At 64.3% G+C, this 24,624-nt stretch carries 19 protein-coding genes, 1 tRNA gene and 1 pseudogene; 9 read left to right on the top strand and 12 right to left on the bottom strand.

Translation table 11 applies throughout. The features are described from left to right. Positions 1 to 189 precede the first annotated feature (189 nt). Positions 190 to 548 (top strand): annotated as a pseudogene (locus tag PA6_RS24305) (tyrosine-type recombinase/integrase); the annotation flags it as partial. Here the strand turns inward: PA6_RS24305 and PA6_RS22965 are convergent. From PA6_RS22965 to PA6_RS19715, 3 genes are all read right to left on the bottom strand, one after another. Then, positions 535 to 1,107: a DUF4124 domain-containing protein gene (locus PA6_RS22965; RefSeq protein ID WP_021702723.1), complete on the bottom strand. Its 573-nt coding sequence runs from the start codon at positions 1,105 to 1,107 to the stop codon at positions 535 to 537. The pseudogene PA6_RS24305 and the gene PA6_RS22965 sit on opposite strands and share 14 nt — an antisense overlap. Positions 1,108 to 1,261: 154 nt before the next feature. Further along, a tRNA-Ser gene (locus tag PA6_RS19710) sits at positions 1,262 to 1,351 on the bottom strand. Between the two features lie 92 nt (positions 1,352 to 1,443). Next, positions 1,444 to 1,629 carry a hypothetical protein gene (locus PA6_RS19715; RefSeq protein ID WP_021702724.1) on the bottom strand — a complete coding sequence of 62 codons (186 nt, stop codon included), beginning with the start codon at positions 1,627 to 1,629 and terminating at the stop codon, positions 1,444 to 1,446. Positions 1,630 to 1,821: 192 nt separating this feature from the next. Between PA6_RS19715 and PA6_RS19720 the strand changes: the two genes are divergently transcribed. From PA6_RS19720 to PA6_RS19730, 3 genes are all read left to right on the top strand, one after another. Beyond that, positions 1,822 to 2,511 carry a crotonase/enoyl-CoA hydratase family protein gene (locus PA6_RS19720; protein ID WP_021702725.1) on the top strand — a complete coding sequence of 230 codons (690 nt, stop codon included), beginning with the start codon at positions 1,822 to 1,824 and terminating at the stop codon, positions 2,509 to 2,511. 160 nt (positions 2,512 to 2,671) lie between these two features. Continuing rightward, positions 2,672 to 3,394, top strand: coding sequence for a 1-acylglycerol-3-phosphate O-acyltransferase (locus PA6_RS19725; RefSeq protein ID WP_043217092.1), 723 nt, complete (start codon positions 2,672 to 2,674; stop codon positions 3,392 to 3,394). A gap of 54 nt (positions 3,395 to 3,448) precedes the next feature. Further along, positions 3,449 to 4,420 carry a magnesium and cobalt transport protein CorA gene (locus tag PA6_RS19730; RefSeq protein WP_021702727.1) on the top strand — a complete coding sequence of 324 codons (972 nt, stop codon included), beginning with the start codon at positions 3,449 to 3,451 and terminating at the stop codon, positions 4,418 to 4,420. 46 nt (positions 4,421 to 4,466) lie between these two features. On the opposite strand, the gene PA6_RS19735 is transcribed toward PA6_RS19730, so the two are convergent. Then, positions 4,467 to 5,195 (bottom strand): amidotransferase, encoded by a 729-nt coding sequence (locus PA6_RS19735; RefSeq protein WP_021702728.1) that lies wholly within the window; start codon positions 5,193 to 5,195, stop codon positions 4,467 to 4,469. Between the two features lie 353 nt (positions 5,196 to 5,548). On the opposite strand from PA6_RS19735, the gene ptrC reads away from it, so the two are divergent. After that, positions 5,549 to 5,758: a type III secretion system co-regulatory protein PtrC gene (gene ptrC / locus PA6_RS19740; protein WP_021702729.1), complete on the top strand. Its 210-nt coding sequence runs from the start codon at positions 5,549 to 5,551 to the stop codon at positions 5,756 to 5,758. Between the two features lie 6 nt (positions 5,759 to 5,764). Here ptrC and PA6_RS19745 read toward each other — a convergent pair whose 3' ends face one another. The 3 genes from PA6_RS19745 to PA6_RS19755 all read right to left on the bottom strand — a co-directional run bounded on the left by PA6_RS19745 (position 5,765) and on the right by PA6_RS19755 (position 10,132). Next, complete coding sequence (locus tag PA6_RS19745) at positions 5,765 to 6,541, bottom strand: substrate-binding periplasmic protein (RefSeq protein WP_021702730.1); 777 nt, start codon at positions 6,539 to 6,541, stop codon at positions 5,765 to 5,767. Between the two features lie 136 nt (positions 6,542 to 6,677). Next, complete coding sequence (locus tag PA6_RS19750; protein WP_021702731.1) at positions 6,678 to 8,822, bottom strand: 3-hydroxyacyl-CoA dehydrogenase NAD-binding domain-containing protein; 2,145 nt, start codon at positions 8,820 to 8,822, stop codon at positions 6,678 to 6,680. 104 nt (positions 8,823 to 8,926) lie between these two features. Further along, entirely contained in the window at positions 8,927 to 10,132 is a 1,206-nt protein-coding gene (locus tag PA6_RS19755) for an acetyl-CoA C-acetyltransferase (protein WP_021702732.1), read from the bottom strand. Positions 10,133 to 10,737: 605 nt separating this feature from the next. On the opposite strand from PA6_RS19755, the gene PA6_RS19760 reads away from it, so the two are divergent. The 4 genes from PA6_RS19760 (at position 10,738) to PA6_RS19775 (ending at position 14,911) form a co-directional block, all read left to right on the top strand. Continuing rightward, complete coding sequence (locus PA6_RS19760) at positions 10,738 to 11,124, top strand: rhodanese-like domain-containing protein (RefSeq protein WP_021702734.1); 387 nt, start codon at positions 10,738 to 10,740, stop codon at positions 11,122 to 11,124. Continuing rightward, positions 11,109 to 11,951: a c-type cytochrome gene (locus PA6_RS19765; RefSeq protein ID WP_021702735.1), complete on the top strand. Its 843-nt coding sequence runs from the start codon at positions 11,109 to 11,111 to the stop codon at positions 11,949 to 11,951. The genes PA6_RS19760 and PA6_RS19765 overlap by 16 nt, the downstream gene beginning before the upstream one ends. Positions 11,952 to 13,424: 1,473 nt before the next feature. Continuing rightward, positions 13,425 to 13,841, top strand: a complete 417-nt coding sequence (locus tag PA6_RS19770) for a hypothetical protein (protein WP_021702737.1) — start codon at positions 13,425 to 13,427, stop codon at positions 13,839 to 13,841. A gap of 344 nt (positions 13,842 to 14,185) precedes the next feature. Further along, on the top strand, positions 14,186 to 14,911 hold the full coding sequence (locus PA6_RS19775; protein ID WP_021702738.1) for a hypothetical protein: 726 nt from the start codon (positions 14,186 to 14,188) through the stop codon (positions 14,909 to 14,911). A 96-nt stretch (positions 14,912 to 15,007) separates the two neighbouring features. On the opposite strand, the gene PA6_RS19780 is transcribed toward PA6_RS19775, so the two are convergent. From PA6_RS19780 to PA6_RS19800, 5 genes are all read right to left on the bottom strand, one after another. After that, complete coding sequence (locus tag PA6_RS19780; protein ID WP_021702739.1) at positions 15,008 to 15,808, bottom strand: transglutaminase family protein; 801 nt, start codon at positions 15,806 to 15,808, stop codon at positions 15,008 to 15,010. Beyond that, a complete protein-coding gene (locus tag PA6_RS19785; RefSeq protein WP_021702740.1) occupies positions 15,805 to 16,755 on the bottom strand; it encodes an alpha-E domain-containing protein in 951 nt (316 codons plus the stop codon). The genes PA6_RS19780 and PA6_RS19785 overlap by 4 nt, the downstream gene beginning before the upstream one ends. Before the next feature lie 2 nt (positions 16,756 to 16,757). Further along, positions 16,758 to 18,167, bottom strand: a complete 1,410-nt coding sequence (locus PA6_RS19790; RefSeq protein WP_021702741.1) for a circularly permuted type 2 ATP-grasp protein — start codon at positions 18,165 to 18,167, stop codon at positions 16,758 to 16,760. 427 nt (positions 18,168 to 18,594) lie between these two features. Further along, the gene (locus PA6_RS19795; protein ID WP_021702742.1) at positions 18,595 to 19,320 is read right to left on the bottom strand and encodes a type 1 glutamine amidotransferase; all 726 of its coding nucleotides are present in this window, start codon (positions 19,318 to 19,320) and stop codon (positions 18,595 to 18,597) included. Positions 19,321 to 19,556: 236 nt separating this feature from the next. Beyond that, positions 19,557 to 24,416 carry an NAD-glutamate dehydrogenase gene (locus PA6_RS19800; RefSeq protein WP_021702743.1) on the bottom strand — a complete coding sequence of 1,620 codons (4,860 nt, stop codon included), beginning with the start codon at positions 24,414 to 24,416 and terminating at the stop codon, positions 19,557 to 19,559. Positions 24,417 to 24,624: the final 208 nt, after the last annotated feature.

The following is a 24,624-nucleotide window of genomic DNA, read 5'->3' on the forward strand; positions in this document are numbered from 1 at the left end:
AGACTCCTCTCCAAATACTACGCCCAGCTATCTGCCGGGAAGCAACTGCCTCGCCCCATGGCGCTTCACATCATATCAAAGCCAAAGAACCCCCTCGCAACTAATTGATATACATAAATCTTCTGCGAAGGAGATACAGTAATTTGAACCCTTAACGAGACGTTTCAGTGCGTCGCAAGACAACTCATTTCGGGAGGGGAGACCTTCGCCAATATCAAGTCGAAGCGGGTTCGGTTGGTGCCGGCTTCGGTCTATCAGGCCAAGCGGCTAAAGAATCACTGGCGGTAGCATGGCCCATTCACTCAGTGCATGCTGACCTTAAGTCGAGTCCTTGGAACCACCTCGATTCGCTTACCTGCAGGTCAGGCCACCCATGTGCTGCGCCACAGCTTCGCGAGCCACTTCGTGATGCGAGGCGGGAACATCCTGGTACTGCAGAAAATCCTGGGCACTCGTCGCTAACGATGACTATGCGCTATGCACACCTGGCCCCGGATCATCTTCAAGAGGCTTTGCGTCCAAACCCTTTAGAAACTACTTCACCCTAACCCACTCGGTGGGCTCAAGGACTCCTAGTTCGTCCTTGCGCTTTACCAATATCGATTGCGCTCTAATCGCAATGACTCGATAGATAGTTATCTCAGGGCGGAAAGGCACTGTTTCCCCATTGACGAAGGTGCTGCTGGCCTTCTTCTCATCAATGAGCAAACCACCGCTCTCAACACGCCACACCCCACTTCCTCGCCCTTCACCCCACCCTGGCGTTTTCCACTCCCGCACAAAGGTGCCATCTGCATTGAATGTCCAATCAGAAGTACCCGGATATTCAACTGCAAGCCGCCACTTTCCTATGATCGCTGAGGCTTGAAGAGCAGAAGCTTCGGAGCCAGAACCCTGCGCATCACTGACGGGTTCTGCTTGGATGGATGTCGGCGCCAGAGAAGTGCTGCTGTGTGTGGGAATCTCTTCAGCAGCTCCTCCAGCGGGAGGGACGCTACTGAACTGAACCTTCCCGTTGGCATCCGTCCATTTGTAGATTTGCGCACTCACCGATAAAGGTATGCCCAGTAGAAAAAACAGAAGGACTACCACACGCTCCTTGTTCATTGAATGCTCCTTTGTATGCGCCAGATTCCAGCCGCAAGGGAATCAGCATCGAGACTCAATGCCAAGAATCTTCGACACCTTATCGACACATTTCCCGCCCCAAAAGCAAAAGCCCCGAAAACACGTATGCTTTCAGGGCTTTAGCAATGGGTTCTGGCGGTGAAGGAGGGATTCGAACCCTCGATACGGTTTCCCGTATACACACTTTCCAGGCGTGCTCCTTCAACCGCTCGGACACTTCACCGGATCTCGCCGTACCAGTCTGGTCCGTCGAGGCGCGCTAATGTAGCCGCACGTTCCTTCGAATGCAAACTTTTTTTCAGTCGATTCATGCGCTTATGCAGAATGGCCGGAATCCGGGTCAAGGTGCCGGGCGCCGAACAGCAGGTAGCCCAGGGATACGAACAGGCTGAAGGCCGACAGCAGCAACACGCCGGACTGGCTGTGGCTATGGGGGCTGCTGGCCAGCAGGGTCAGGCCGATCAGCAGCAACGGCAGCAGATAGGGAATGAGACGGGTCATGGCGATGCTCCTCAGGTGCGCGACCAACCTAAGTCACTGCTGGGTATAGCAGCCAATTGCCGATACCGATGGGGCTGATAGGCAGTCAGGCGACGGGCGGATGACCCTCCGGTCAGCCAAAGCGCTTTACCCCCGGCCCCGTGCTGGGTAACGTCAGCGCCACTTCCAGCCACCCGCACTAGGATTTGCGCCATGAGCGACCTGATCAGCTATCAACTCGAAGACGGCATCGCCACCCTGACCCTCAACAACGGCAAGGTGAATGCCATCTCCCCCGACGTGATCGTCGCCTTCAATGCCGCCCTGGATCAGGCCGTGCAGGACCGCGCCGTGGTGATCATCACCGGTCAGCCGGGCATCCTCTCCGGCGGCTACGACCTCAAGGTGATGACTTCCAGCCCGCAGAATGCCGTGGCCCTGGTCACCGCCGGCTCCACCCTGGCGCGCCGCATGCTGGCTCACCCCTACCCGATCATCGTCGCCTGCCCGGGCCACGCCATCGCCAAGGGCGCCTTCATCCTGCTGTCGGCCGACTACCGCATCGGCGTGGAAGGCCCGTTCAACATCGGCCTGAATGAAGTGCAGATCGGCATGACCATGCACCACGCCGGCATCGAACTGGCGCGCGACCGCCTGCGCCGCTCCGCCTTCCACCGCTCGGTGATCAACGGCGAGATCTTCAACCCCGAAGGTGCCGTGGATGCAGGCTTCCTCGACAAGGTGGTACCGGCCGAGCAGCTGATGGCCACCGCAGTTGCCGCCGCTCAGCAGCTGAAGAAGATCAACATGACCGCGCACAAGAACACCAAGCTGAAGGTACGCAAGGCCTTCCTGGAGACCCTGGACAAGGCCATCGAACTGGACCAGCAGCACCTCGGCTGAGCCCAGCGCCCGATGCACAAGCCCGGCCCAGTGCCGGGCTTTTTGTTTGCGGCGATCAGCGGGGAAACGCCTGGCAACAACCTCTGATCGGCGTCAATTGCCGAAAGCAGTGCACACCCGTAAACTTCGCCACCTTTTATCTGCCGGTAGGCTCTCCAGAATGCTTTTCCTCGCGCGTATGTTGTTGATGGGCCTGCACTTTATTGTTGCAGGCGTGCTCGGCCTGCTACTCGGCCTGTGCCGCCCATTCAATCCGGACAACAGTCGACTGTGCGCGCGCCTGTACTCGCTGCCGGCGCTGTGCCTGCTGCGCCTGCGGGTGAAAACCGAGGTCAGCAGCCTGTTCGGCCAGGATCGTCCGTGCGTGGTGGTGGCCAATCACCAGTCCAACTACGACCTCTATGTGCTCGGCCGCGTGGTGCCGCCGCGCACCGTGAGCATCGGCAAGAAGAGCCTGAAGTGGATTCCCTTCTTCGGCCAACTGTACTGGCTGGCCGGCAACGTGCTGATCGACCGTGGCAACGGGCGCCAGGCCAAGCAGGCCATGCTGCAGACCACCGAGACCCTGCAGCAGCGCGACACCTCCATCTGGGTGTTCCCCGAAGGCACGCGCAATCTGGGCAAGGGCCTGCTGCCGTTCAAGAAAGGCGCCTTCCAGATGGCCATCGCCGCCGGCGTGCCGATCATTCCGGTGTGCGTCAGCACCTACGCCAACCGCCTCAAGATCAATAGCTGGAGCAGCGGCAAGGTGCTGATTCGCTCGCTGCCGGCCATCCCCACGCTGGGCCTGACCCTGGACGATCTGCCCCAGCTGATGGAGCGCTGCCAGCAGATGATGCGCGAGAGCATCGAGCAGCTCGACCTGCAACTGACCAAGGCCTGACCCGCCCGCCACCCATGGGTTAAGCTGCCGGCATCGCCACGCAGAGGAAAGCCCATGGGTCAGGTCGTTGCCGCCGCCGCGTATCACAAAGGCCGCAAAGTCGCCGATATCGCCCTCGACGAAGGACACCAGTGGGCCGCCAGGCCCGAGCATTTCGTCTGGATCGGCCTGCGCGACCCCGGCAGCAGCGAGCTGCACACCCTGCAGGAGCAGTTCGGCCTGCATGAGCTGGCCATGGAAGACGCCATCGCCCAGCACACCCGCGCCAAGCTGGAAATCTTCGGCGACGCCCTGTTCATGGTGCTCTACTCGTCGATCCGCAAGGACGGCCGCCTCGAGTTCGTCGAGACCCAGCTGTTCGCCGGCAAGGGCTATGTGATCAGCGCCCGCTACGGCAACTCCGCGCCCTACTCCACCGTGCGCCAGCGCTGCGAGGCGCGTCCGCTGCTACTGGAGCACGGCGAGGACTTCGTGCTGTACGCGCTAATGAGCTTCGTGATCGAGAACTACCGGCCGCTGCTGGATTGCATTCATGGCGAGCTGGAGGACATCGAGGAGGCCATTTTGGGCCGGCCGTTGCAGCAAGGCGATGTCGAACGCATCCACGGCCTGCGCCGCGATCTGCTGCGCCTGCGCCGGCAGGTTGCACCCATGACGGAGATCTGCAAGGAGCTGCAACAGCTCGACTTCCCGTTCATCGACAAGCACATGCGCCCGTATTTCCGCGACATCGCGATCCACGTCAGCCGCCTGATGGAAGACCTCACCGGGCTGCGCGAGATGGCCGACCACGCGATCGAGATCGGCCTGCTGCTGGAGTCGTCGCGACAAAGCCTGACCCAGCGCAAGTTCGCCGCCTGGGCGGCGATCCTGGCTTTCCCCACTGCCGTAGCAGGCATCTACGGGATGAACTTCCAGAACATGCCGGAGCTGACCTGGCACTACGGCTACTTCGGCGTGCTCGGCATCATCGGCATCGGCTGCGTCGGGCTGTTCGCCAACTTCAAGCGCATGGGCTGGCTGTAGCACGCAGCACGGGCCGGCAGCCAGGGCCGGCCCGCTAGCGGAGCCCTCAGGCGCTTTCCGCGTCCTTGCCCTGGGCCACGAAGCGCATCATCCACTCCGCCACTGTCGCACCCTGGTGCTGGTGCGCCAGGCTCTCCACGGCACGGCTGTAGACTGGCTCACCAATGCACTTCTGGCGGATGTCGAGCAGCGCACGCGAGTAGTCGTGGACGAACTCCGGGTGGCCCTGGAAGCACAGCACCTGATCCTCGATGCAGTAGGCCGCCACCGGACAGAACTCGCTGGAGGCCAGCAGCGTGGCCTTTTCCGGCAGCGCGGTGACCTGGTCCTGGTGGCTGATCAGCAGGGTCAGCTCCTCCAGCGCCGGGCTCATCCACTGCGGCCGCTGCTTCACCTCGTAACGGTGAATGCCCACCCCCCAGCCCTGGCTGGCACGTTCGGCGCGGCCGCCCAGCAGCAGGGCCAGCAGCTGGTGGCCGAAGCAGATGCCGAGCAGCTTGTCGCCGTTCTCGTAGCGCTCTAGCAGGAAGGTCTTGAGCGTCTGGATCCAGGGATCGCTGCCGAACGAATCGGCCTTGCTGCCCGTCACCAGGTAGGCGTCATAGCGCTCGCCGGCCGCCGGGTAGTCACCCTGCACCACGTTGAACACCTCGAATTGCGCCGCCAGCGGTTGCTGCGCGAACAGCCGCTGAAACATGCGGCCGTAGCCCTGATATTGGTCGACCAGTTCGGGGCGGAGTACATCGGTTTCCAGAATGCAGATACGCAGCGACATTGAGCGGATTACCTGAGGCGACCTGGGGTGGTTGAGAAGGCGCCTAGCGTGCATCGAAGCCCCCTGGAACGCAATATCCACGGGGCTTTCCGACGCCATCGGGCGATGTTCGGCAACTATCACTGCATTCGATAGCAACCATGCCGAGCATTCACTTCTGTCGATGGCCGAGCTCGGCAAAGATGCAGCCGTACCCAGCCACTCCCAGAGGAACCCAACATGAGCAGTTTTGCCGCCATCGCCAGCCTGATCGCCGCCTCGGCCTTCCACAGCGCCCCGGCCACCCACCAGCCAGCCCAGCAGGACCGCGCCCGCCAGTAACCCTGGCGGCGTGCCCATTCGGAGAATCAGCCATGACCATCACCGAAGCCTTCGGCAACAGCAACAGCTACGGCGTGACCTACGTCAGCCTCAGCGACTCCGGCCTGCACTTCGAGTCCGAAGCGGCCGTACACATGGATGACGGCAGCCTGCTGACCCTGCGCATGCCGACCCGGCAGAGCGAGAAACTGGCCATCCACGACCTGGTGTGCCTGCAGCACGGCTGGTGCCAGGCCGCCTGATGCGGCTCAGGGTGTGCTCAGGCGCAGCGCCACTTCCTCACCCAGATGCCGGGCCAGAATACGCCGCCAGCTGCCGTCCATGCGCATCACCGCGAAGGCCTGTTCCATCTGCCCGCGCAACTGATCGGCCTGCAGCAGCACCGGGCTGCCGGCGATGAAGCTGGTATTGAAGCTGATGGGCTGCCCCGCCTGCACCTGATCAATGGGATAGCCGAGGCGCCGCCACAGGTACAGCACGCGCAAATCGATCTCGTACCAGGAGCGCACCCGCCCGCTATGCAGCATGCGCGCCGCCTGCTCGGGATCGGTCACCTCCACCACCGTCTGGCCGTCCTGCTTCAGCGCCTGCGCTTCCTGCGCGCGTGGCGTGCCGCCCATCACCACCACAGGGCCGGCAGCCAGCGCCTCCGCCAAGTTGTCGAAGCGCTGCTCGGTGCTCGCCAGCACATAGGAGGTGGGCAACACGCTCAGCAGCCAGACGAAGTGCTGCTCGCGCTCGGCGGTGCGCCCCAGGTTGAGCACGATGCCGTGCGGATCACCCGCCACCGCCACCTGTACGCGCTTCCAGGGCACGCTGTGGTAGTGGCACTCACGCTGCAGGCGCCGGCACAGCTCCGCCATCAGGTCGCCATATACGCCGCGGTTGTCGGGTTTGTCATCGGCGAAAGGCATCTGCCCCTGACCGACATAGATATTCAATGCCTCGTCATCTGCCGCGACGGTGCTCGCCATCAACGCCAGCAGCAAGGCCACCAGCGCATATCTGAGTCGATGAATAATCACCTGTCCCTCGGCCCGAATCGAACACCCTGCGAGTATAGGCGCTGCCCCTTCGCCCCCCTAAAACAAAACCGGCCACCAGGGCCGGTTTTGTTCACGCCTGTTTCACGGAAAAACCGCGAGCCAGACAGCGGGACACTCAGAAGCCTTCGCCCTTGGCCGCCCTCTCCAGCAGCAGCGCCGGCGGCAGGAAGCGTTCGCCGTACTGCTCGGCCAGGTACTGGGCACGGGCAACGAAGTCTTTGACCCCGTACTGGTTGATGAACTGCAGGGCGCCGCCGGTCCAGGCGGCGAAGCCGATGCCGAAGATCGAGCCGATATTGGCGTCCGCGACGGACTTCAATACGCCCTCCTCCACGCAGCGCACCGTCTCGATCGCCTGGATAAACAGGATGCGGTCACGCACGTCCTCCTGGGAGATCTGCGCATCGGCTTTCTCGAAGCGCGCCTTCAGCTCGGGCCACAGGTGCTTCTTGCCACCTTCGGGGTACTCGTAGAAGCCACCGCCGGCGGCCTTGCCCGGGCGCTTGTACTCCTTGAGCATCAGGTCGATCACGGCGAACGCCGGATGCTCGGGGATGCTCTTGCCCTCGGCAGCGAGGTCGGCCACGGTCTGCTTGCGGATATGGTCCATCAGGCTCATCGACACTTCGTCGCTGATCGCCAGCGGCCCTACCGGCATGCCGGCCTTGCGCGCTTCGTTCTCGATCATCGCCGCGCTCACGCCTTCGCCGAGCATGGCGATGCCTTCGTTGGTGAAGGTGCCGAACACCCGCGAGGTGAAGAAGCCGCGGCTGTCCTCGACCACGATCGGGGTCTTCTTGATCTGCAGCACGTAGTCGAAGCCACGCGCCAGGGTCTCGTCGCTGGTTTTGGCACCCTTGATGATCTCCACCAGCGGCATCTTGTCGACCGGGCTGAAGAAGTGCAGGCCGATGAACTTGTCCTGCTTCTGCACCGCCGTGGCCAGGCCGGTGATCGGCAGCGTCGAGGTGTTGGAGGCAATCACCGCATCCGGCAGCGCGGCGGCCTCGGCTGCGGCGTTGACCTTGGCCTTGAGGGCGCGGTCTTCGAACACCGCCTCGATGATCAGGTCGCAACCGTCGAGGTCGGCATCACTGGCGGTCGGCTTGATGCGGGCGAGGAAGGCGTCGCGCTTGTCGGCCGTCATGTGGCCACGGCTGACCTTCTTGTCGAGCAGCTTGGCCGAGTAGCCCTTGCCCTTCTCTGCCGCTTCGATAGATACGTCTTTCAGCACCACCTCGATTCCGGCGGCCGCCGACACATAGGCGATGCCGGCGCCCATCATGCCGGCGCCGAGCACGCCGACCTTCTTGGTCACGTACTGCGGAATGCCCTGCGGGCGCGAGCTGCCGGCGTTGATCTCGTTGAGCTGGAACCAGAATGTGCCGATCATGTTCTTCGCCACCTGGCCGGTGGTCAGCTCGGTGAAGTAGCGCGCCTCGATGATCTGCGCGGTATCGAAGTCGACCTGCGCGCCCTCGACGGCGGCGCACATGATCTTCTCCGGCGCCGGGAAGCAGCCCTTGGTCTTGTCGCGCAGCACGCTCGGCGCAATGGCCAGCATCTGCGCTACGGCCGGGGTGCTCGGCGTGCCACCGGGAATCTTGTAGCCCTTGGCGTCCCACGGCTGCACCGCGGCCGGGTTGGCGGCGATCCAGGCGCGCGCTTTGCTCAGCATCTCGTCCGGGGTGGCGGCGATATCGTGGATCAGGCCGGCCTTGAGCGCGGCATCCGGGCGTACCTTCTTGCCTTCGGCCAGGTACGGCAGGGCCTTCTCCAGGCCGAGCAGGCGCACCATGCGCACCACGCCGCCACCGCCGGGCAGCAGGCCGAGGGTCACTTCCGGCAGGCCCAGCTGCACGCTGGAATTGTCCAGGGCGATGCGATGGTGGCAGGCCAGGCAGATCTCCCAGCCGCCGCCCAGCGCGGCGCCGTTGATCGCAGCCACTACCGGCTTGCCCAGGGTCTCCAGGCGGCGCAGCTGGCCCTTGATGTTGAGGATCATGTCGTAGAACGGCTTGGCATCGGCCTTGGTGACCTTGATCAGCTCGTTGAGGTCGCCGCCGGCGAAGAAGGTCTTCTTCGCCGAGGTGACGATCACCCCGGCGATGCTGTCCTTCTCGGCTTCCAGGCGCGCAACGGTCTGGCCCATGGCCTCGCGGTACACCGCGTTCATGGTGTTGGCGCTCTGGCCGGGCATGTCGATGGTCAGGACGACGATATTGTCCTGGCCCTTTTCGTAACGGATGGCGTCAGTCATGTCTTCTGGTCCTTTTCGGGAGCCTGTAGGGTGGAAAACCCGCAACGCGGTTTTCCACCGCGCCGCCACGGTGGATGGCTGCGGCCATCCACCCTACACAGCCCTTAGATTCGTTCGATGATGGTCGCAATACCCATGCCGCCACCCACGCAGAGGGTGGCCAGGCCGTAGCGCAGCTCGCGCTTCTCCAGCTCGTCGAGCAGGGTGCCGAGGATGGCGCAGCCGGTGGCGCCCAGCGGGTGGCCCATGGCGATGGAACCGCCGTTGACGTTGACCTTGCTCTCCGGCACGCCCATGTCCTTCATGAACTTCATCACCACCGAGGCAAACGCCTCGTTGACCTCGAACAGGTCGATGTCCTCCACCGACAGCCCGGCCTTGGCCAGCGCCTTGCGCGTGGCCGGTGCCGGGCCGGTGAGCATGATGGTCGGGTCGGTACTGGTCACCGCGGTGGCGACGATGCGCGCACGCGGCTTGAGGCCCAGCTCCTTGCCCTTGGCCTCGGAGCCGATCAGCATCAGCGCCGCGCCATCGACGATGCCGGAGCTGTTGCCCGGGGTGTGCACGTGCTCGATGCGCTCGACGTGCGAATACTTGCGCAGGGCGGTGGCGTCGAAGCCCATCTGCCCCATCATCTCGAAGCTCGGCTTGAGCTTGCCCAGGCCCTCCAGGGTGGAATCGCCACGGATGAATTCGTCGTGGTCGAGCAGAACGATGCCGTTCTGGTCGGTGACCGGGATCAGCGACTTGGCGAACGAGCCATCGGTACTGGCGCGCGCGGCCTTCTGCTGCGAGCGCAGGGCGAAGCTGTCGACGTCGCTGCGGGAGAAGCCTTCGAGGGTGGCGATCAGGTCCGCACCCACGCCCTGCGGCACGAAGTTGGTGTGCAGGTTGGTCGCCGGGTCCATCGCCCAGGCGCCGCCGTCCGAACCCATGGGGATGCGCGACATGGACTCCACGCCGCCGACCACCACCAGGTCCTCGAAGCCCGAGCGCACCTTCATCGCGCCCATGTTCACCGCCTCCAGGCCCGAGGCGCAGAAGCGGTTGAGCTGCACGCCGGCCACGCACTCGGCCCAGTCGGCGGCCAGCACGGCGGTCTTGGCGATATCGGCACCCTGGTCGCCCACCGGGGTCACGCAGCCCAGCACCACATCGTCGACCTGGGCGGTGTCCAGGCGGTTACGCGTTTCCAGGGCCTTGAGCAGGCCGACCACCAGGTCCACCGGCTTGACGCTGTACAGCGCGCCGTCCTTCTTGCCCTTGCCGCGCGGGGTGCGCACGGCGTCGAAAATATATGCTTCGGTCATGACGTCCTCGGTGCATGGCAGCGGCAAATGCCGGGTCGCCCTACCTTAAATCCATGCCCTGTGGACTCAATGACCGATGCGCTCAGGCCCATTGACCGTTCGGCTCAGACGAGCGGTCGCCCAGCCACCGCGCATCGCCCGCCAGGCCGCGAGCGGTCTGGCTCAAGGCCCGCGACGCCGGCAAAGGCGCCTGCCAATAACCACCCGATGCTGCCGCTGACACGCTAGAAACGAAGTGGTCTAAGCCAGGTGTGATGAGGCCCCTAGGATTAACCATGCAAGGTGCCGCCGCCGGGTTTTGCCGGGGCGGCTTTTTTGTCCGCGCCACGGTGCCAGACCCCGTCCTGTGAAGCTTTGCAGGCCATCGGCCGACGCACCAACAAGAACAAAGGCAGTAGCGCCATGTGGAAACAAGCCAAGTACCGGCAGGCGACCCTGATCGTCCTCGCCACCACCGTCATCCTGATCCTGCCCAACGTGACTCGTCTGGTCAGCTGATCCTCCCGATACCCGCCGTGGCCCGATGCCGTAGCGCTCGGGCCGCGGAACAACCCCCGCAGAGACTGTGCTAGCGTGAGCTTTCAACGCTTCACGAGGTCTTTGCCATGCGCCATTTCCTGCTCTGCCTCAGCCTCGCGCTGAGCCCGCTGGCCGCCCAGGCCGGCGACATCGACTCCGCAGCTGCCCTGCACGCCCTGGCCCAGCCTGGTGCCGTACTGATCGACGTACGCTCCCAGGAAGAATTCGCCAGCGGCGCCCTGCCCGGCGCCAAGCTCATCCCCCACGGCGACATCGCCGCGCGCATCGCCGAAGTGGCGCCGGACAAGAACACCCCGGTGGTCCTCTACTGCCGCAGCGGCCGCCGCTCCAGCATCGCCCAGAACGAGCTGCAGGCGCTGGGCTACACCCAGGTGATCAACGCTGGCGGCTACGACCAGTTCAAGCTGGCCCGCGACAACCAGAGCGAGAGCCCCACATGCACCAACTGCTGAGCTGCCTGCTGCTGGGCGCCGCCCTGCTCGCCCCGCTGGCCCAGGCTGGCGAACTCAGGCTGGAACTGCCGCAGGGCAGCCGCAGCTGGAGCACGGCACAGCTACTGAGCCACCCGCAGGCGCAGCAGATCGAGATCGCCACCGACGTGGCCTACAAGCGCGCCATGACCTACCGCGCCGTGCCGCTGGCGGCGCTGCTCGACGGCGTGCAACCCGGCGATCACCTGCAGGCCGTGGCCCTGGACGGCTTTGCCGCCGAACTCCCCGCCGCCCCGCTGCTTTCTACTCAGGGCGCCCGCGCCTGGCTGGCGGTGGAAGACCCGGCGCAGCCCTGGCCGGCGCTGGCCGCCGGCAAGCCCAGCGCTGGGCCTTTCTATCTGGTGTGGCAGAACCCCGAGGCCGCGCAGATCGGCCCGGAGCAGTGGCCGTTTCAGGTGGTTAGATTCCGTCTGCTGGCCCCGGTAGCGCAGCGCTTCCCGGCGCTACTGCCGGCGGCGGATGCCAGTGCTGAGGTGCGGGCGGGGTTTGCGGTGTTCCAGAAGAACTGTCTGGCCTGTCACCGCCTGAATGGCGCGGGGGATTCGCAGTTCGGGCCGGATCTGAATATTCCGCATAACCCGACGGAGTATTTCGCGGGGGATTTTTTGCGGCAGTACATTCGGGACCCGCAGAGCCTGCGGAAGTGGCCGCAGGGGCGGATGCCGGGGTTTAGTGAGGCGGTTTTGAGTGATAGGGAGTTGGGGGAGTTGATTGGGTATTTGGGGCATATGAGCAAGAGCAAGACCATCCCTATTCACCAAGCACAACAACCAACCAATGATGAATAACCAGTACGTACGCACTGACACAGCAGAGGACCTTGTCTCCACTCTAGAGCTGTCTTTTGAGTTCCTGCTCAAAAGCTGCAATGACGGTCGTTACTGGAAGTGGTTTATTTACTCGATACACTCCGCAGCCCAAAGCGTATCCGCTCTCTCAATAGATGGAGGAAACGGCTTCTTGGTGCATTTGAAAATGACACGCCACGTGTCAGTCCTCACATGGATAACTTTAGTCGCCTTATTGAAAAGGCACTTGTGAAGCAGAACTTACGCCACGATGCAGAACCTTTACAGGACAAGGGACATACCCAAGCGCTCCACTCCCTTGATGAGCTCCGCGATGAATTCATGCATTTCAATGTTAAATCTTGGTCAATAGAAATTTCTCTAATTCTAGATATATAATCTAAAGCTTTAGATTTCATACGACACTATGCATGCGCCACACCAGCAATACTGTGGCACAACGACGAGCACCAGCGACGTGCAAAGCTCGCCATCACCTCTCTTGAAGACAAATTAAAAAGTCTTGCGCAATGAGCACAGCAGACATTAAAGAAACCCTATTCAACTGATATCTAACAATTCGTAGGGTGGACAACGCTCTGCTTGTCCACCATCGTCGCGACACGAAACTTTCTGCATATATGGAATCATGCCTTGCGCCCTTACGGCGCCTCACTTTTCTTTGTTTGCGCAAAGAAAAGTAAGCAAAAGAAAGCGCACCCCGACATCCGGGTTTGGCGGCTGCGCCGCCAAACTCCCCTCCCTCCGGCGCCGCTCCGGGGGCCGGCGTACAAGGGGCGTCCATGCCCCTTTACGCCTCTCGCCGCATCCATGCGGCTCGTCCCCCTGCGCAACACCTCCACTCGGCCTCCTGACGGGGACTCGGACCCCGAGGTGCCTGGTGGTTTTTCTCTGCGCTGCGCGCATTGCGCGTTGATCGTTCCCACGCGGAGCGTGGGGACCATCTGCTACTGAGGACATTCAGGCAGCGCCAAACGCCCCTTCAGGAGGGTGAGTGGAATCGTCGTGGAAGGGGTTGAGCGGCATGGATGCCGCGAGAGCGACGATGGGCCAAGGATGGCCCTTCGACGCGTGCCCCTGGAACGATGATGGAGCGAACGAACCCGGAGCGAAGCGGAGGGCCGGATGGCGGGGCAAGCCCTTTTGGTTCCTTTTGGGGCGACTGCCAAAAGGAACCCGCCCAGCAGGGCGGAACTGATGTTTCAAAAAACACGCAAACGAGCAGCGGCACAAACAAATAACGCCAACCCTCGGCCAAGCAGGCTTTTCAGGCGCACCAACAGCCCTGCCCCTCGCAAATCCAGGCTTCGCATTACCGGGCGTCCCACCCAAGCAAGGGGCACCGGCTGAGAAATGCTTGCCGATACATCATCAGGAACTAGCGTATTCCTGACGGCCCAATCCCGAAGACAAAGCCCCCACGCTCACCGAGCAGAAAGGAGGTAGCCCACCATGCCCACAGGAATCGTCGATGCACTGTTCAAGGTCGGCTCCGCCCTGTTCGACCTGCGAAATGCATTGTCCGAGGCTCGCCAGGCCCGCAAGAAGACCGTTGCGGATTTCCTTAGCGGCATCGCCCAGACCATCGAGACAACCAGCGCCTCGCTCAGGCAAGGCATCTACCCACACGGCACCTGCCAGGAACTGCTGGCACACGCGGACCATATGGTGAAGGCCATCGGCGATCTGGTTGGTGAAACCGAGGCAACAGACCTGGCCAGCCAACTCAAGGAAGTCTGGCAAATTGAACAGCTGTACGGTCAATTGCAATCCGCAGCGCCGGAGGACAAACACAGAAGCCTGGACACCCTGGATCAGGCCGCCGGACTATTCCGCGCAACAGCGGCCTTCGTGCTGGTCAGTCCGTAACTGCGCGCCCACCCTCTGAGCCCCGGCGCGCAGCTTGGTGACACGAAGGGGCGTATGGCGGGGCCGATCATACGCCGACAGTGCCGCGCCCAGCATGGCGCTGAGAAGCCTGACGCGGTGGCACGCATACAGCCCCAGAAACAGGCGGTAACACAGGGCCTAGGGTGCCGTGGAACCGCCGCAGGGCTGTGATCTCAAAGTGATATCCCCAGCCCCGTGCATCCCCTCCCATGCGCATCCGCGAGCTCCGCCTGCAATTTTCAACTGCCCCACCCTCGCCTCCCGCAGCGCGCCCCGATAACTGACATCCCCAAGCCAGACCACCATGAGGTCACGCACACGCGATGAACATCCCCGGATGTTTTGCTGCAGGAACCCAAACACTTGCCGCCATCACTGCCCTCCTTGCCTGCCTACTACAGGCAGGCTGCTCCACCGCCTATACCGCGACAGGCACGCTGACCACCAGTGACAACGGTAAGCTGCAACTCTCACGCGAAGATCCAAGGCAGTTTCTGCAGCCTGGGGCCACCAGCATCGACTTCGTCCCCGAGCCGCTTATCTTCCCGTTCCTGATCCTGAGAAACCCCAGGGCCGAGCTCAAAACCTCGCTGTCGCTCAGCCACTACGGCTACAACGGCTTTGCCATCGACCACGAGGCTAGCGAACTGCTCTACGACATTGCCGGACAGTGGCGGGAAATTGTGCTGAGCACCTATCAAGAGGCCGGCACCCAAGCCTGCACGGGCAGCGGCTATTGCGAGAAGGCTGTGACCATAGTGTCCTGCCCCCGGCATGGGGATCGGCTGTTCAGCGACAGTTACTCAATGAGCGACGAGGAAGAGGATGCCGGCTGCATCAGCCAGCGGGGCTATGTCAGCGATTACTACTACGACTGCCCCGGCACCCAGCCGGTGAGCAACACGATGAAGCGCTTCAAGTACGACGTGGAGCTGCACTTCACCGAGCCTGCCAACGCGGCCAGGGAGCGGGCTCGCTTCATTGGGGAAACCAACCCGTCGGTGCGAGTTGTTGACTCGGTGCCGATCGGCTCTTGCCAGACCGAGTGATGCACCAAGCCCTTGTCGCATGGGAGCGCCCTCACCCCTGCCCCTCTCCCGGAGGGAGAGGGGTTCAAGAGAAAAGCGCGCTCTACGCGCCACGCCTCACTGCTGTTGTTGCGTCTGCATCAACGCCGCCACATTCACCCGCGCATGCATCTGCTCGCCCCCACCCCCGCGCCGCATCCCCCGTACCGGGCAGGCATCCAGGTAGTCCAGCCCCACCGCCAGCTTCAGATGCCGTTCCGGCCGCGCCAGCTGGTTGGTCACATCGAAGCTGTACCAGGCATCGCCCAGCCAGGCCTCGGCCCAGGCGTGGCTGGCCAGGTGGCCGCTGTCCTCGGTGTACAGGTAGCCCGACACATAGCGCGACGGCACCCCCAGGCTGCGCGCACAGGCCAGGAAGGCATGGGTATGGTCCTGGCACACCCCGGCGCGGCCGGCGAAGGCTTCGGCGGCGGTGCTGTCCACCTGGGTCGCGCCCGGCGTGTAGGGCATATGGGCGTGCAGGCCGTGCATGAGGCCGATCAGGCCGTCGCGGTCGTTGCGCCCGGCGCTGCTGGTGCGGGCGAACTCGCGCAGGGCGTCGTCGGCCTGGGTCAGGCGGGTGCTGCGCAGGTACGGCAGCGGCGAGCGGGTGTCGCGTTCGGACTCGCAGTGTTCGTCGATGTCGACCTGGCCACGCGCGCCGATCACCAGCGCCTCGTGCGGCTCGTCCAGGGTCAGCACATGCAGGATGTTACCGTAGGGGTCGCGCTGCGCGCGCACCGGGCGCGGCAGGTCGAGCTGCCAGCTGATCACCCGCTGGCGCGCGCTTTCCTGTGGAGTCAGGCGCAGGTACTGGATGCTCGCGCGCACCTGGTCGTCGTAGTTGTAGGTGGTGTCGTGGCGGATCGAGAGTCTCATACGACCTCCAGATAGGACGTGTGGATGGCGCTGCCCAGTTGACGGACGAGCAGGATGAAATCGGTGAGCCAGGTGTGCAGGCCCTCGTCGAGGACCTCGTCGATGCTGGTGTAGCGCAAGCGCGCATCCAGTTCGGCGGCCAGGCGCTGGGCCGGGCGGCCGTTTTCGCCGGGCAGGCCGGCAAGCATCAGGTTGAGCTCTTCCATGCAGGCGCGCAGCGAGCGTGGCACTTCGGGGCGCAGCAGCAGCAGTTCGGCGATCTTGCGGGTGCGCGGCGAGCCGCGGTAGATCTCGGTGAAGGACTCGAACGAGGACAGCGCACGCAGCAGCGCGCTCCACTCGTAGTAGCCGCGCGCCGAGGTGTCGCTGACTTCGTCGGCGGCCTCGCCGAGCATTTCGTAGCGCGCATCGAGCAGGCGCAGGGTGTTATCGGCGCGCTCGATGAAGGTACCCAGGCGGATGAAGCGGTAGGCCTCGCCACGCATGATGGTGCCGAAGGTGGCGCCACGGAACAGGTGCGAGCGCTCCTTGACCCACTCGCAGAAGCGGCTGATGCCGTAGCGCCCCAGGCCCTCGGCGGCGATGCCGCGCATCTCCAGCCAGGTGGCGTTGATGTTCTCCCACATGTCGGCGGTGATCCGCCCGCGCACGGCATGAGCGTTGGCGCGCGCGCCCTGCAGGCAGCAATAGAGGCTGGCCGGGTTCTCCGCATCGAGGGCGAAGAAGTGCAGCATGCGCTCGGCGTGCAGCTGGCCGTGGCGGGTCAGGTAGTCGTCCAGGGTGCCGGTGATCAGCAGCGGCAGCGCCAGTTCGTCGAGGCCGTCGCCACAGCCGTCGTGCGGCATCAGTGACAGCGAGTAGCTGACATCGAGCATGCGCGCGAGGTTCTCGGCGCGCTCCAGGTAGCGCGACATCCAGTACAGGTCGGAGGCAGTTCTCGAAAGCATGATCAGTCCTCCACCACCCAGGTGTCCTTGGTGCCGCCGCCCTGCGACGAGTTGACCACCAGCGAGCCCTCGCGCAGCGCCACGCGGGTGAGGCCGCCGGGCACCAGGCGGGTTTCGCGGCCGGACAGGACGAACGGACGCAGGTCGATGTGGCGTGGGGCAATGCCGCTCTCGACGAAGGTCGGGCAGGTCGACAGGCTCAGGGTGGGCTGGGCGATATAGGCCGCCGGGTTGGCCTTGAGGCGCTCGCGGAACAGCTCGATCTCGGCCTTGGTGGCGGCCGGGCCGACCAGCATGCCGTAGCCGCCGGAGCCCTGGGTTTCCTTGACCACCAGCTCGGGCAGGTGAGCCAGCACGTGGGACAGCTCCTCGGGCTTGCGGCACTGCCAGGTGGGCACGTTCTTGAGGATCGGCTCCTCGTCCAGGTAGAAGCGGATCATGTCGCCGACGTAGGGGTAGATCGACTTGTCGTCCGCCACTCCGGTGCCGACCGCGTTGGCCAGCACCACGTTGCCGCTGCGATAGGCAGCCAGCAGGCCGGGCACGCCGAGCATGGAGTCCGGATTGAAGGCCAACGGGTCGAGGAAGGCGTCGTCCAGGCGGCGGTAGATCACGTCCACCGGCTGCGGGCCGGCGGTGGTGCGCATGAATACCTTGTCGTCGCGCACGAACAGGTCGGCGCCTTCTACCAGCTCCACGCCCATCTCGCGGGCGAGGAAAGCGTGTTCGAAGTAGGCGCTGTTGAAGCGCCCCGGAGTGAGCACCACCACGGCCGGGTTATCCATCGGGCTGGAGCTTTTCAGGGTATCCAGCAGCAGGCTCGGGTAGTGGTCGATGGGCGCCACGCGCTGCATGGAGAACAGCTCGGGGAACAGGCGCATCATCATCTTGCGGTCTTCCAGCATGTAGCTGACGCCGCTGGGCGTGCGCAGGTTGTCTTCCAGCACGTAGAAGCTGCCGTCGCCGTCGCGCACCAGGTCGACCCCGGCGATATGCGCGTAGATGTCGCGGTGCAGGTCGAGGCCCTGCATGGCCAGCTGGTAGCCCTCGTTGGCCAGCACCTGCTCGGCCGGAATGATGCCGGCCTTGAGGATGCGCTGCTCGTGGTAGATATCGGCGAGGAACAGGTTCAGCGCCTTGACCCGCTGGATGCAGCCGGCCTCGACGATGCGCCACTCGCTGGCGGGAATGCTGCGCGGGATGGTGTCGAAGGGAATCAGGCGCTCGGTGCCCTGCTCGTCGCCATAGAGGGTGAAGGTAATGCCGGCGCGGTGGAACAGCAGGTCAGCTTCGCGGCGGCGCTGGGCTTGCACTTCGGCGGGCGTATCGGCCAGCCAGCGGGCAAATTCCCGGTAGTGCGGGCGGACTGCGCCGCTCGCGTCGTACATCTCATCGTAAAAAGTGCGGGCCATGCCGTACTCCTTGTCACCCGGACAGAGGAGTCATCGCAAGGGCCGTGCCACGAAATAAAGTCCTTTTATTTCATTGACTTGATAATTCACGCTAAACGCCGCGCACCAGTTCGGGGCGCTTTTCGAGGCACCACAATGGGTCACGCCCCAGCGCGTGGCAGCTTGCTATCAGGCACATAGGCAGCTTCGATTTCACTCCGCACGGCGCGGCGGGCAGACTGCACGGCATCGAACGGCGGCTGCATCAGGCCCGCCGCTTCGCCAGATCGGCGCTCCCCTACCTGCCGATCGCTCCTGCTGGCCGCTCCTGATTGAGCGGCCTTTTTTATGGCTGCTTGAAAGCGCTAACCCGGATGTAATCCAACTCCACTCCCGGATGGCATCCGGGCTATGGGGTTGTGCCCGCTCTGCAACACGCCAGGGCCGATCAGACGGCACGAGCCACCGCCGGCTCGCCGAAGGCCAGGCCCAGCCAGTGACGATAGAAACCCTCGGCCACCTGGTTCAGCGAAGCGATGCGCGTCGGCAGGTCGGTGAGCATCTGGCGCAGGCCCTGCTGGCTGGCCTGGGTTTCATCGAGCAGGTGCGACCAGTCCTGCAGCCACCAGCGCACCAGCTCCTCGGTGACTTCCGGATGGCCTTGCAGGGCCAGCACCTTGTCGCCCCAGGCGAACGCCTGGTTCGGGCACCAGGGGCTGGACAGCAGCCAGTCGGCTCCGGGCGGCAAATCGAAGGTATCGCTGTGCCACTGGTACACCGGAAACTCGCGCGGCAAATGCGCCAGCCAGGGGCTGCCGGCATCGCGCCGCACCAGCGGCTGCCAGCCCACCTCGGTGTAGGGCATGCGGTGCACCGCCGCGCCCAGGGCCTTGGCGATCAGCTGCCCGCCCAGGCAATGGCCGATAAGGGGAATGTCGCGGCGGATGAAATGGCGCAGTGCGTCGATTTCCGCCCTGATCCAGGGCAGGTCGTCGTTGACGCTCATCGGGCCGCCCATCACCGCGACCGCGCGGGGGCGATCCAGGTCATAGCCGTCCAGCTGGTTGAGGTCGGTACGCAGCACCGTGAAGTCGAGGCCATGCTGTTCCAGAACGGTAGCAAGGTGGCCCGGAGCACAATAATCGACGTGGGTCAGAATCAGGATGTCGGTCATGACTACTCTCCGTTGTCCGCTTGGCAAGGCAAGGCCCGTGCCGATATGCGGGACCATCCTTGTCTGGCGAACTTAATTGTTTGGAGCAGGCTAACCGAGGCAGAACAGACAGGCCAGTCCCTCTCCCTTCGGGAGAGGGTGCCCGTAGGGCGGGTGAGGGTATTACAGGCTACTCGGAGTCGGCCCAGGCACCCTCACCCCTACCCCTCTCCCGGAGGGAGAGGGGGGGACATTCCTCAGGGAATGCAGACGCCCTGCTTGTCGCTCTGCGCCAGGTCCATCAGCTCGCGACTGGCCACGGTGTACATGGCGTAGTCGATGCCGCTGGCCGCCCGCAGTTCGGCCTGCATGGCAAGCCAGCGCTGCACCAGCGGCCTGTGCTGGTCGAGCCAGTAGGCCACGCGCTCCTCGATGTCCTTGGGCCCCTCGGCCATCTGCAGCACGGCAACGGTGATAGCGCGCTGCTGCCAGTCCAGGTCATCGCGGAACGCCTCGCGGGCCAGGGCCTGCCAGTTGTTCTCCACCGGCAGCGAGGTGAGCTGCTGCAGGTACCAGGACAGCTCCAGCGCGCCACCCACGGCGAAGTAGGCGGTCGCCACGTCCGCCGCCGGCTGGCCGGTGACGTCGGCGGCCTCGATGATCGGCAGCAGGGTGTACAGGTGGCTGGTACCGGCCACCACGCGAGCCAGTTCCTCCGGTGCGCCAGCCTCGACGAAGCTCTGGTAGCGCGCCAGCCACTGCTCGCGGGCCGGGCCTTCGAGCAGCTCGTCCAGGCGCCCGGCCAGCTCGGCCACGCGCGGGGCGAAGTGGCCGACGTCGCGGGCGGCGTCCAGATCGTCGCGGCGGCTGCGCAGGAACCAGCGGGTGGCGCGGCGGCCCAGGCGCATCAGCTCATCCATCAGCTGCAGCTGCAGTTCGGCCGGCACCTTGTAGTCCAGCGCCTCGATCTGCTGCCACCAGTGCGGCAGGCGGAACACGTCGCGCACGATCACATAGGCGCCGGCGACGTTGGCCGCGCTCATGCCGGTGGACTCCTTCAGGCGCTGCACGAAGGTGATGCCCATGTGGTTGACCAGGTCGTTGGCGATCTGCGTGCTGACGATTTCGCGCTTGAGGCGGTGACGACGCATGGCCTCGCCGAACTTCTTGGTCAGCTGCGCCGGGAAGGCGGTCTCCATCTCGCGGGCCAGGTAGTCGTCGTCCGGCACTAGGGACTTCAGCAGCGCTTCCTTGAGGTCGATCTTGCTGTAGGAGATCAGCACCGACAGCTCCGGCCGGGTCAGGCCGCGACCGTTGGCGGCGCGTTCGTTGAGCTCGTCATCGCTGGGCAGGAACTCCAGGGCACGGTCCAGCTTGCCGGCGGCTTCCAGTGCCGCCATCAGGCGCTTGTACTCGGCCAGGCGCTCGCGGGCGCGGCGCTCGGCCAGGGACAGGGCCTGGGTCTGCTTGTAGTTGTTGCCCAGCACCAGCGCACCGACCGCATCGGTCATCTCGGCCAGCAGCTTGTTGCGCTGCTTGCCGGTCATGTCGCCGGCCGCGACGATCTCGCCGAGAAGGATCTTGATGTTCACCTCGTGGTCGGAGCAGTCCACACCACCGGCGTTGTCGATGAAGTCGGTGTTGCTGGCGCCACCGTTGAGACCGTACTCGACACGCCCCAGCTGGGTCATGCCGAGGTTGCCGCCCTCGCCCACCACCTTGGCGCGCAGTTCGCAGCCGTTGACGCGCAGGCCGTCGTTGGCCTTGTCGCCGACGTCGGCGTGGGTTTCCTTGCTCGACTTGACGTAGGTACCGATGCCGCCGTTCCACAGCAGGTCGACCGGCGCCTTGAGCAGCGCGTTGATCAGCTCGGTGGGCGCCAGCTTGTCGGCCTGGATGTCGAAGCGCTGCTTCATCTGCGGGGTGATGGTGATGCTCTTGGCGCTGCGCAGGAAGATGCCGCCGCCTTCGGAGATCAGCTTGGCGTCGTAGTCGGCCCAGCTGGAGCGCGGCAGGGCGAACATGCGCTGGCGCTCGACGAAGCTAGCGGCCGCATCCGGGTTCGGGTCGATGAAGATGTGCTGGTGGTTGAACGCAGCGACCATCTGCAGCTTGTCCGACAGCAGCAGGCCGTTGCCGAACACGTCGCCGGCCATGTCGCCGATGCCGATCACGCTGATCTCGTCCTTCTGCACATCGATGCCGCGCTCGCGGAAGTGGCGCTGCACGCTGACCCAGCCGCCCTTGGCGGTGATGCCCATGCCCTTGTGGTCGTAGCCGGCCGAGCCGCCGGAAGCGAAGGCGTCGCCGAGCCAGAAGCCGTAGTCCAGGGCGATGCCGTTGGCAATGTCGGAGAAGGTCGCGGTGCCCTTGTCCGCCGCCACCACCAGGTAGGGATCATCCGGGTCGTGGCGTACCACGCCTTCCGGCGGCACCACCTTGCCTTCCTTGAGGTTGTCGGTGATGTCGAGCAGGCCGCTGATAAAGATGCGGTAGCAGGCGATGCCCTCGGCCAGCACCTCGTCGCGGTTGCCGCCGACCGGCAGGCGGCGCGGGATGAAGCCGCCCTTGGCGCCCATCGGCACGATCACCGCGTTCTTCACCTGCTGCGCCTTGACCAGGCCGAGCACCTCGGTGCGGAAGTCCTCCTCGCGGTCGGACCAGCGCAGGCCGCCACGGGCGACGTCGCCGAAGCGCAGGTGCACGCCTTCGACGCGCGGGCAGTAGACGAAGATCTCGAACTTCGGCACCGGTCGCGGGATGTCCGGGATCAGGCGCGGGCTGAGCTTGAAGCTGAAGTAGTGCTTGGGCTGGCCGTCGGCGCCGTTCTGGAAGAAGTTGGTGCGCAGGGTGGCCTTGATCAGGTCCAGGTAGCGCCGCAGGATGCGGTCCTCGTTGAGCACCGCGACGTTGTCCAGCGCGGCGAGGATGGCCTGCTCGAGCTTCTGCTGTTTGTCTTCCAGGTCCTCGGCGGACAGCTTGCGCGCCAGGTAGAAACGGGTGCGGAACAGGCGCACCAGCTCCTTGGCGATATCGGCATGGTTCACCAATGTTGCCGCGATATAGCTCAGGTCAAAGCCCAGGCGGATCTGCTTGAGGTAGCGGGCGTAGGCGCGCAGCAGCGCCACGTCGCGCCAGGGCATCGAGGCGGTCAGCACCAGGCGGTTGAAGCCGTCGTTCTCGGCCGCGCCCTCGACGATACGCACGAAGGCATCCTGCAGGGTCTCGTTGAGCTGCTGGATATCGACATCGACGCCTTCGGCGGTAGTGAAGGCGAAGTCGTGAATCCAGAACTCGCGGCCATCGGCGCGGCGCAGCTTGTAAGGGAACTCACCGAGTACGCGCAGGCCGAGGTTCTCCAGGATCGGCAGGACGTCGGACAGCGGCAGCGGCGTGTCGGCGTGGTACAGCTTGCAGTGCAGCTCCTGCTCGCCCTGGGCCAGCGGCTGGTAGAAACTCATCACCAGCTGGCGCTCATCGGACAGGCTGAGCAGGTGCTGCATGTCGACCACCGCCGAGTGCGGGGCGAAGCGTTCGGTGTAGCCGGCCGGGAAGCCTTTCGGGAAATCAGCCAGCACCTGGGTGCCCTGGGCCTCGCCGAAGCTTTCGACGATCAGGCTGGCGTAGTCGTCCTTCCACGAACGGCAGGCCTGGATGACTTCCTTCTCCAGGCGCGCCGGGTCGATCTGCACGCGGTTCTTCGGGTCGACCTTGAGGATGAACTGCACGCGCGCCAGCACCGACTCGGAGAAGTAGGTCCAGAACTCGCAGTCGCTGGCCTGCAGGCGTTCCATGAGGATCTGCTGGATCTTCACCCGCGTCTCGGTGGAGTACACGTCGCGCGGCACGTAGGCCAGGCAGTAGGCGAAGCGGCCGTAGGGGTCGCGGCGCAGGAACAGGCGCAGCTTGTTGCGCTCCTGAATCTGCACGATGGCGATGGCGGTGTTGAACAGCTCGTCCACCGGGGTCTGGAACAGGTCGTCGCGCGGCAGCACTTCCAGTACCTGCTCCAGCTCCTTGCCCAGGTGGGCCTTGGGATCGAAGCCCGAGCGCTGGACGATCTCGGCCACCTTGCGGCGGATATAGGGGATGCGGCTGACGCTGTCGGCGTACACCGAGGAGGTGTACAGGCCCATAAAGCGGCATTCCTTGACCACCTTGCCCTTGGCGTCCAGCTCGCGGATGGAGACGAAGTCCGGGTAGGCCGGGCGGTGCACGCGGCTCGGCGTGGCGGCCTTGGCGAAGGACAGCAGCAGCGGTTCGCGCAGGTAGTCCAGGGCCTCCTTCTCGATGTGCAGCTCGTCCTTCTTCAGGCCGGCGCGCAGCTGTTTGGACAGGCCGAGCAGCGAGGCCTCGTCATAGACCAGATGGCCGCCGTCCTTCTCGTCGACCAGGGTAAACTCCTCGTAGCCGAGGAAGGTGAAGTGGTTGTCCAGCAGGTATTCGAGGAAAGTCTTCACCTCGGCCAGCTCGGCGCCGTCGACCTTGAGCTTGGCCTTGCCCAGCCAGGCCAGCAGCTGATCGGCCTTGGCCTTCATCGGGGTGAAGTCGGCCACCGCCAGGCGCACCTCGGCCAGCACTTCGAGCAGGGCCTTCTCCAGGGTACGCAGCTCGCCGACATTGGCGCAGCGGTCGATCTCCAGGTACATCAGCGCTTCGTGCTGCACCTCCTTGCCGGTGCTGCCCTTGCTCAGCAGCTCCTGCAGCTCGCCGCCCTTCTTGCGCTTCACGCTGAACACGCTGTTCTGCAGGGTGTGGATGCTGTAGCCGCGACGGTTCAGCTCCATGCGCACCGAGTCGACCAGGAACGGCAGGTCAGCGTGCAGCACCTCGACGGCGGTGTGGGTGGACTGCCAGCCGTGCTTTTCGTAGTCGGGGTTGTACACGCGCACCAGCGGCTTGCCATCGAAGCGTTCGAGCAGGCGCCAGGAAGAAAGGGTGCTGCCGGCCAGGTCGCCAAGGCGGCGCTGGGTCAGCTCATCGAGGGAGACGATGCCGAAGAACTGCTCGGCGAACAGGGCCACTTGTGGCAGCGCCTTGTCGCTGACGTGCTGGGCCAGGGCCGCTTGCAGTTGATGCTGGAAGTCGGCCTTGCTGGCAGCAGTGAAGAACGCCATGGTGATGCTCCGCTGGTGTTGTTATTCGTCTTGGGCGCTAGGCGCCGGGCTTCCAAGCAGTCTAGGCGATAGCTGGAACTCGGCAGACGCACAGCGACCATTAGGTCACCGCAAGCTTAGCGGCCGCCCATGGCAGCTGGATTGCGGCGGCGCGACATATTCGTTCATCGCCATGCAGGCACCTGCGCTGATAAGGTTCCGCTCTATG

It is taken from the genome of Aquipseudomonas alcaligenes NBRC 14159 (genome assembly GCF_000467105.1).
GTDB classification, from domain to species: Bacteria; Pseudomonadota; Gammaproteobacteria; order Pseudomonadales; family Pseudomonadaceae; genus Aquipseudomonas; species Aquipseudomonas alcaligenes.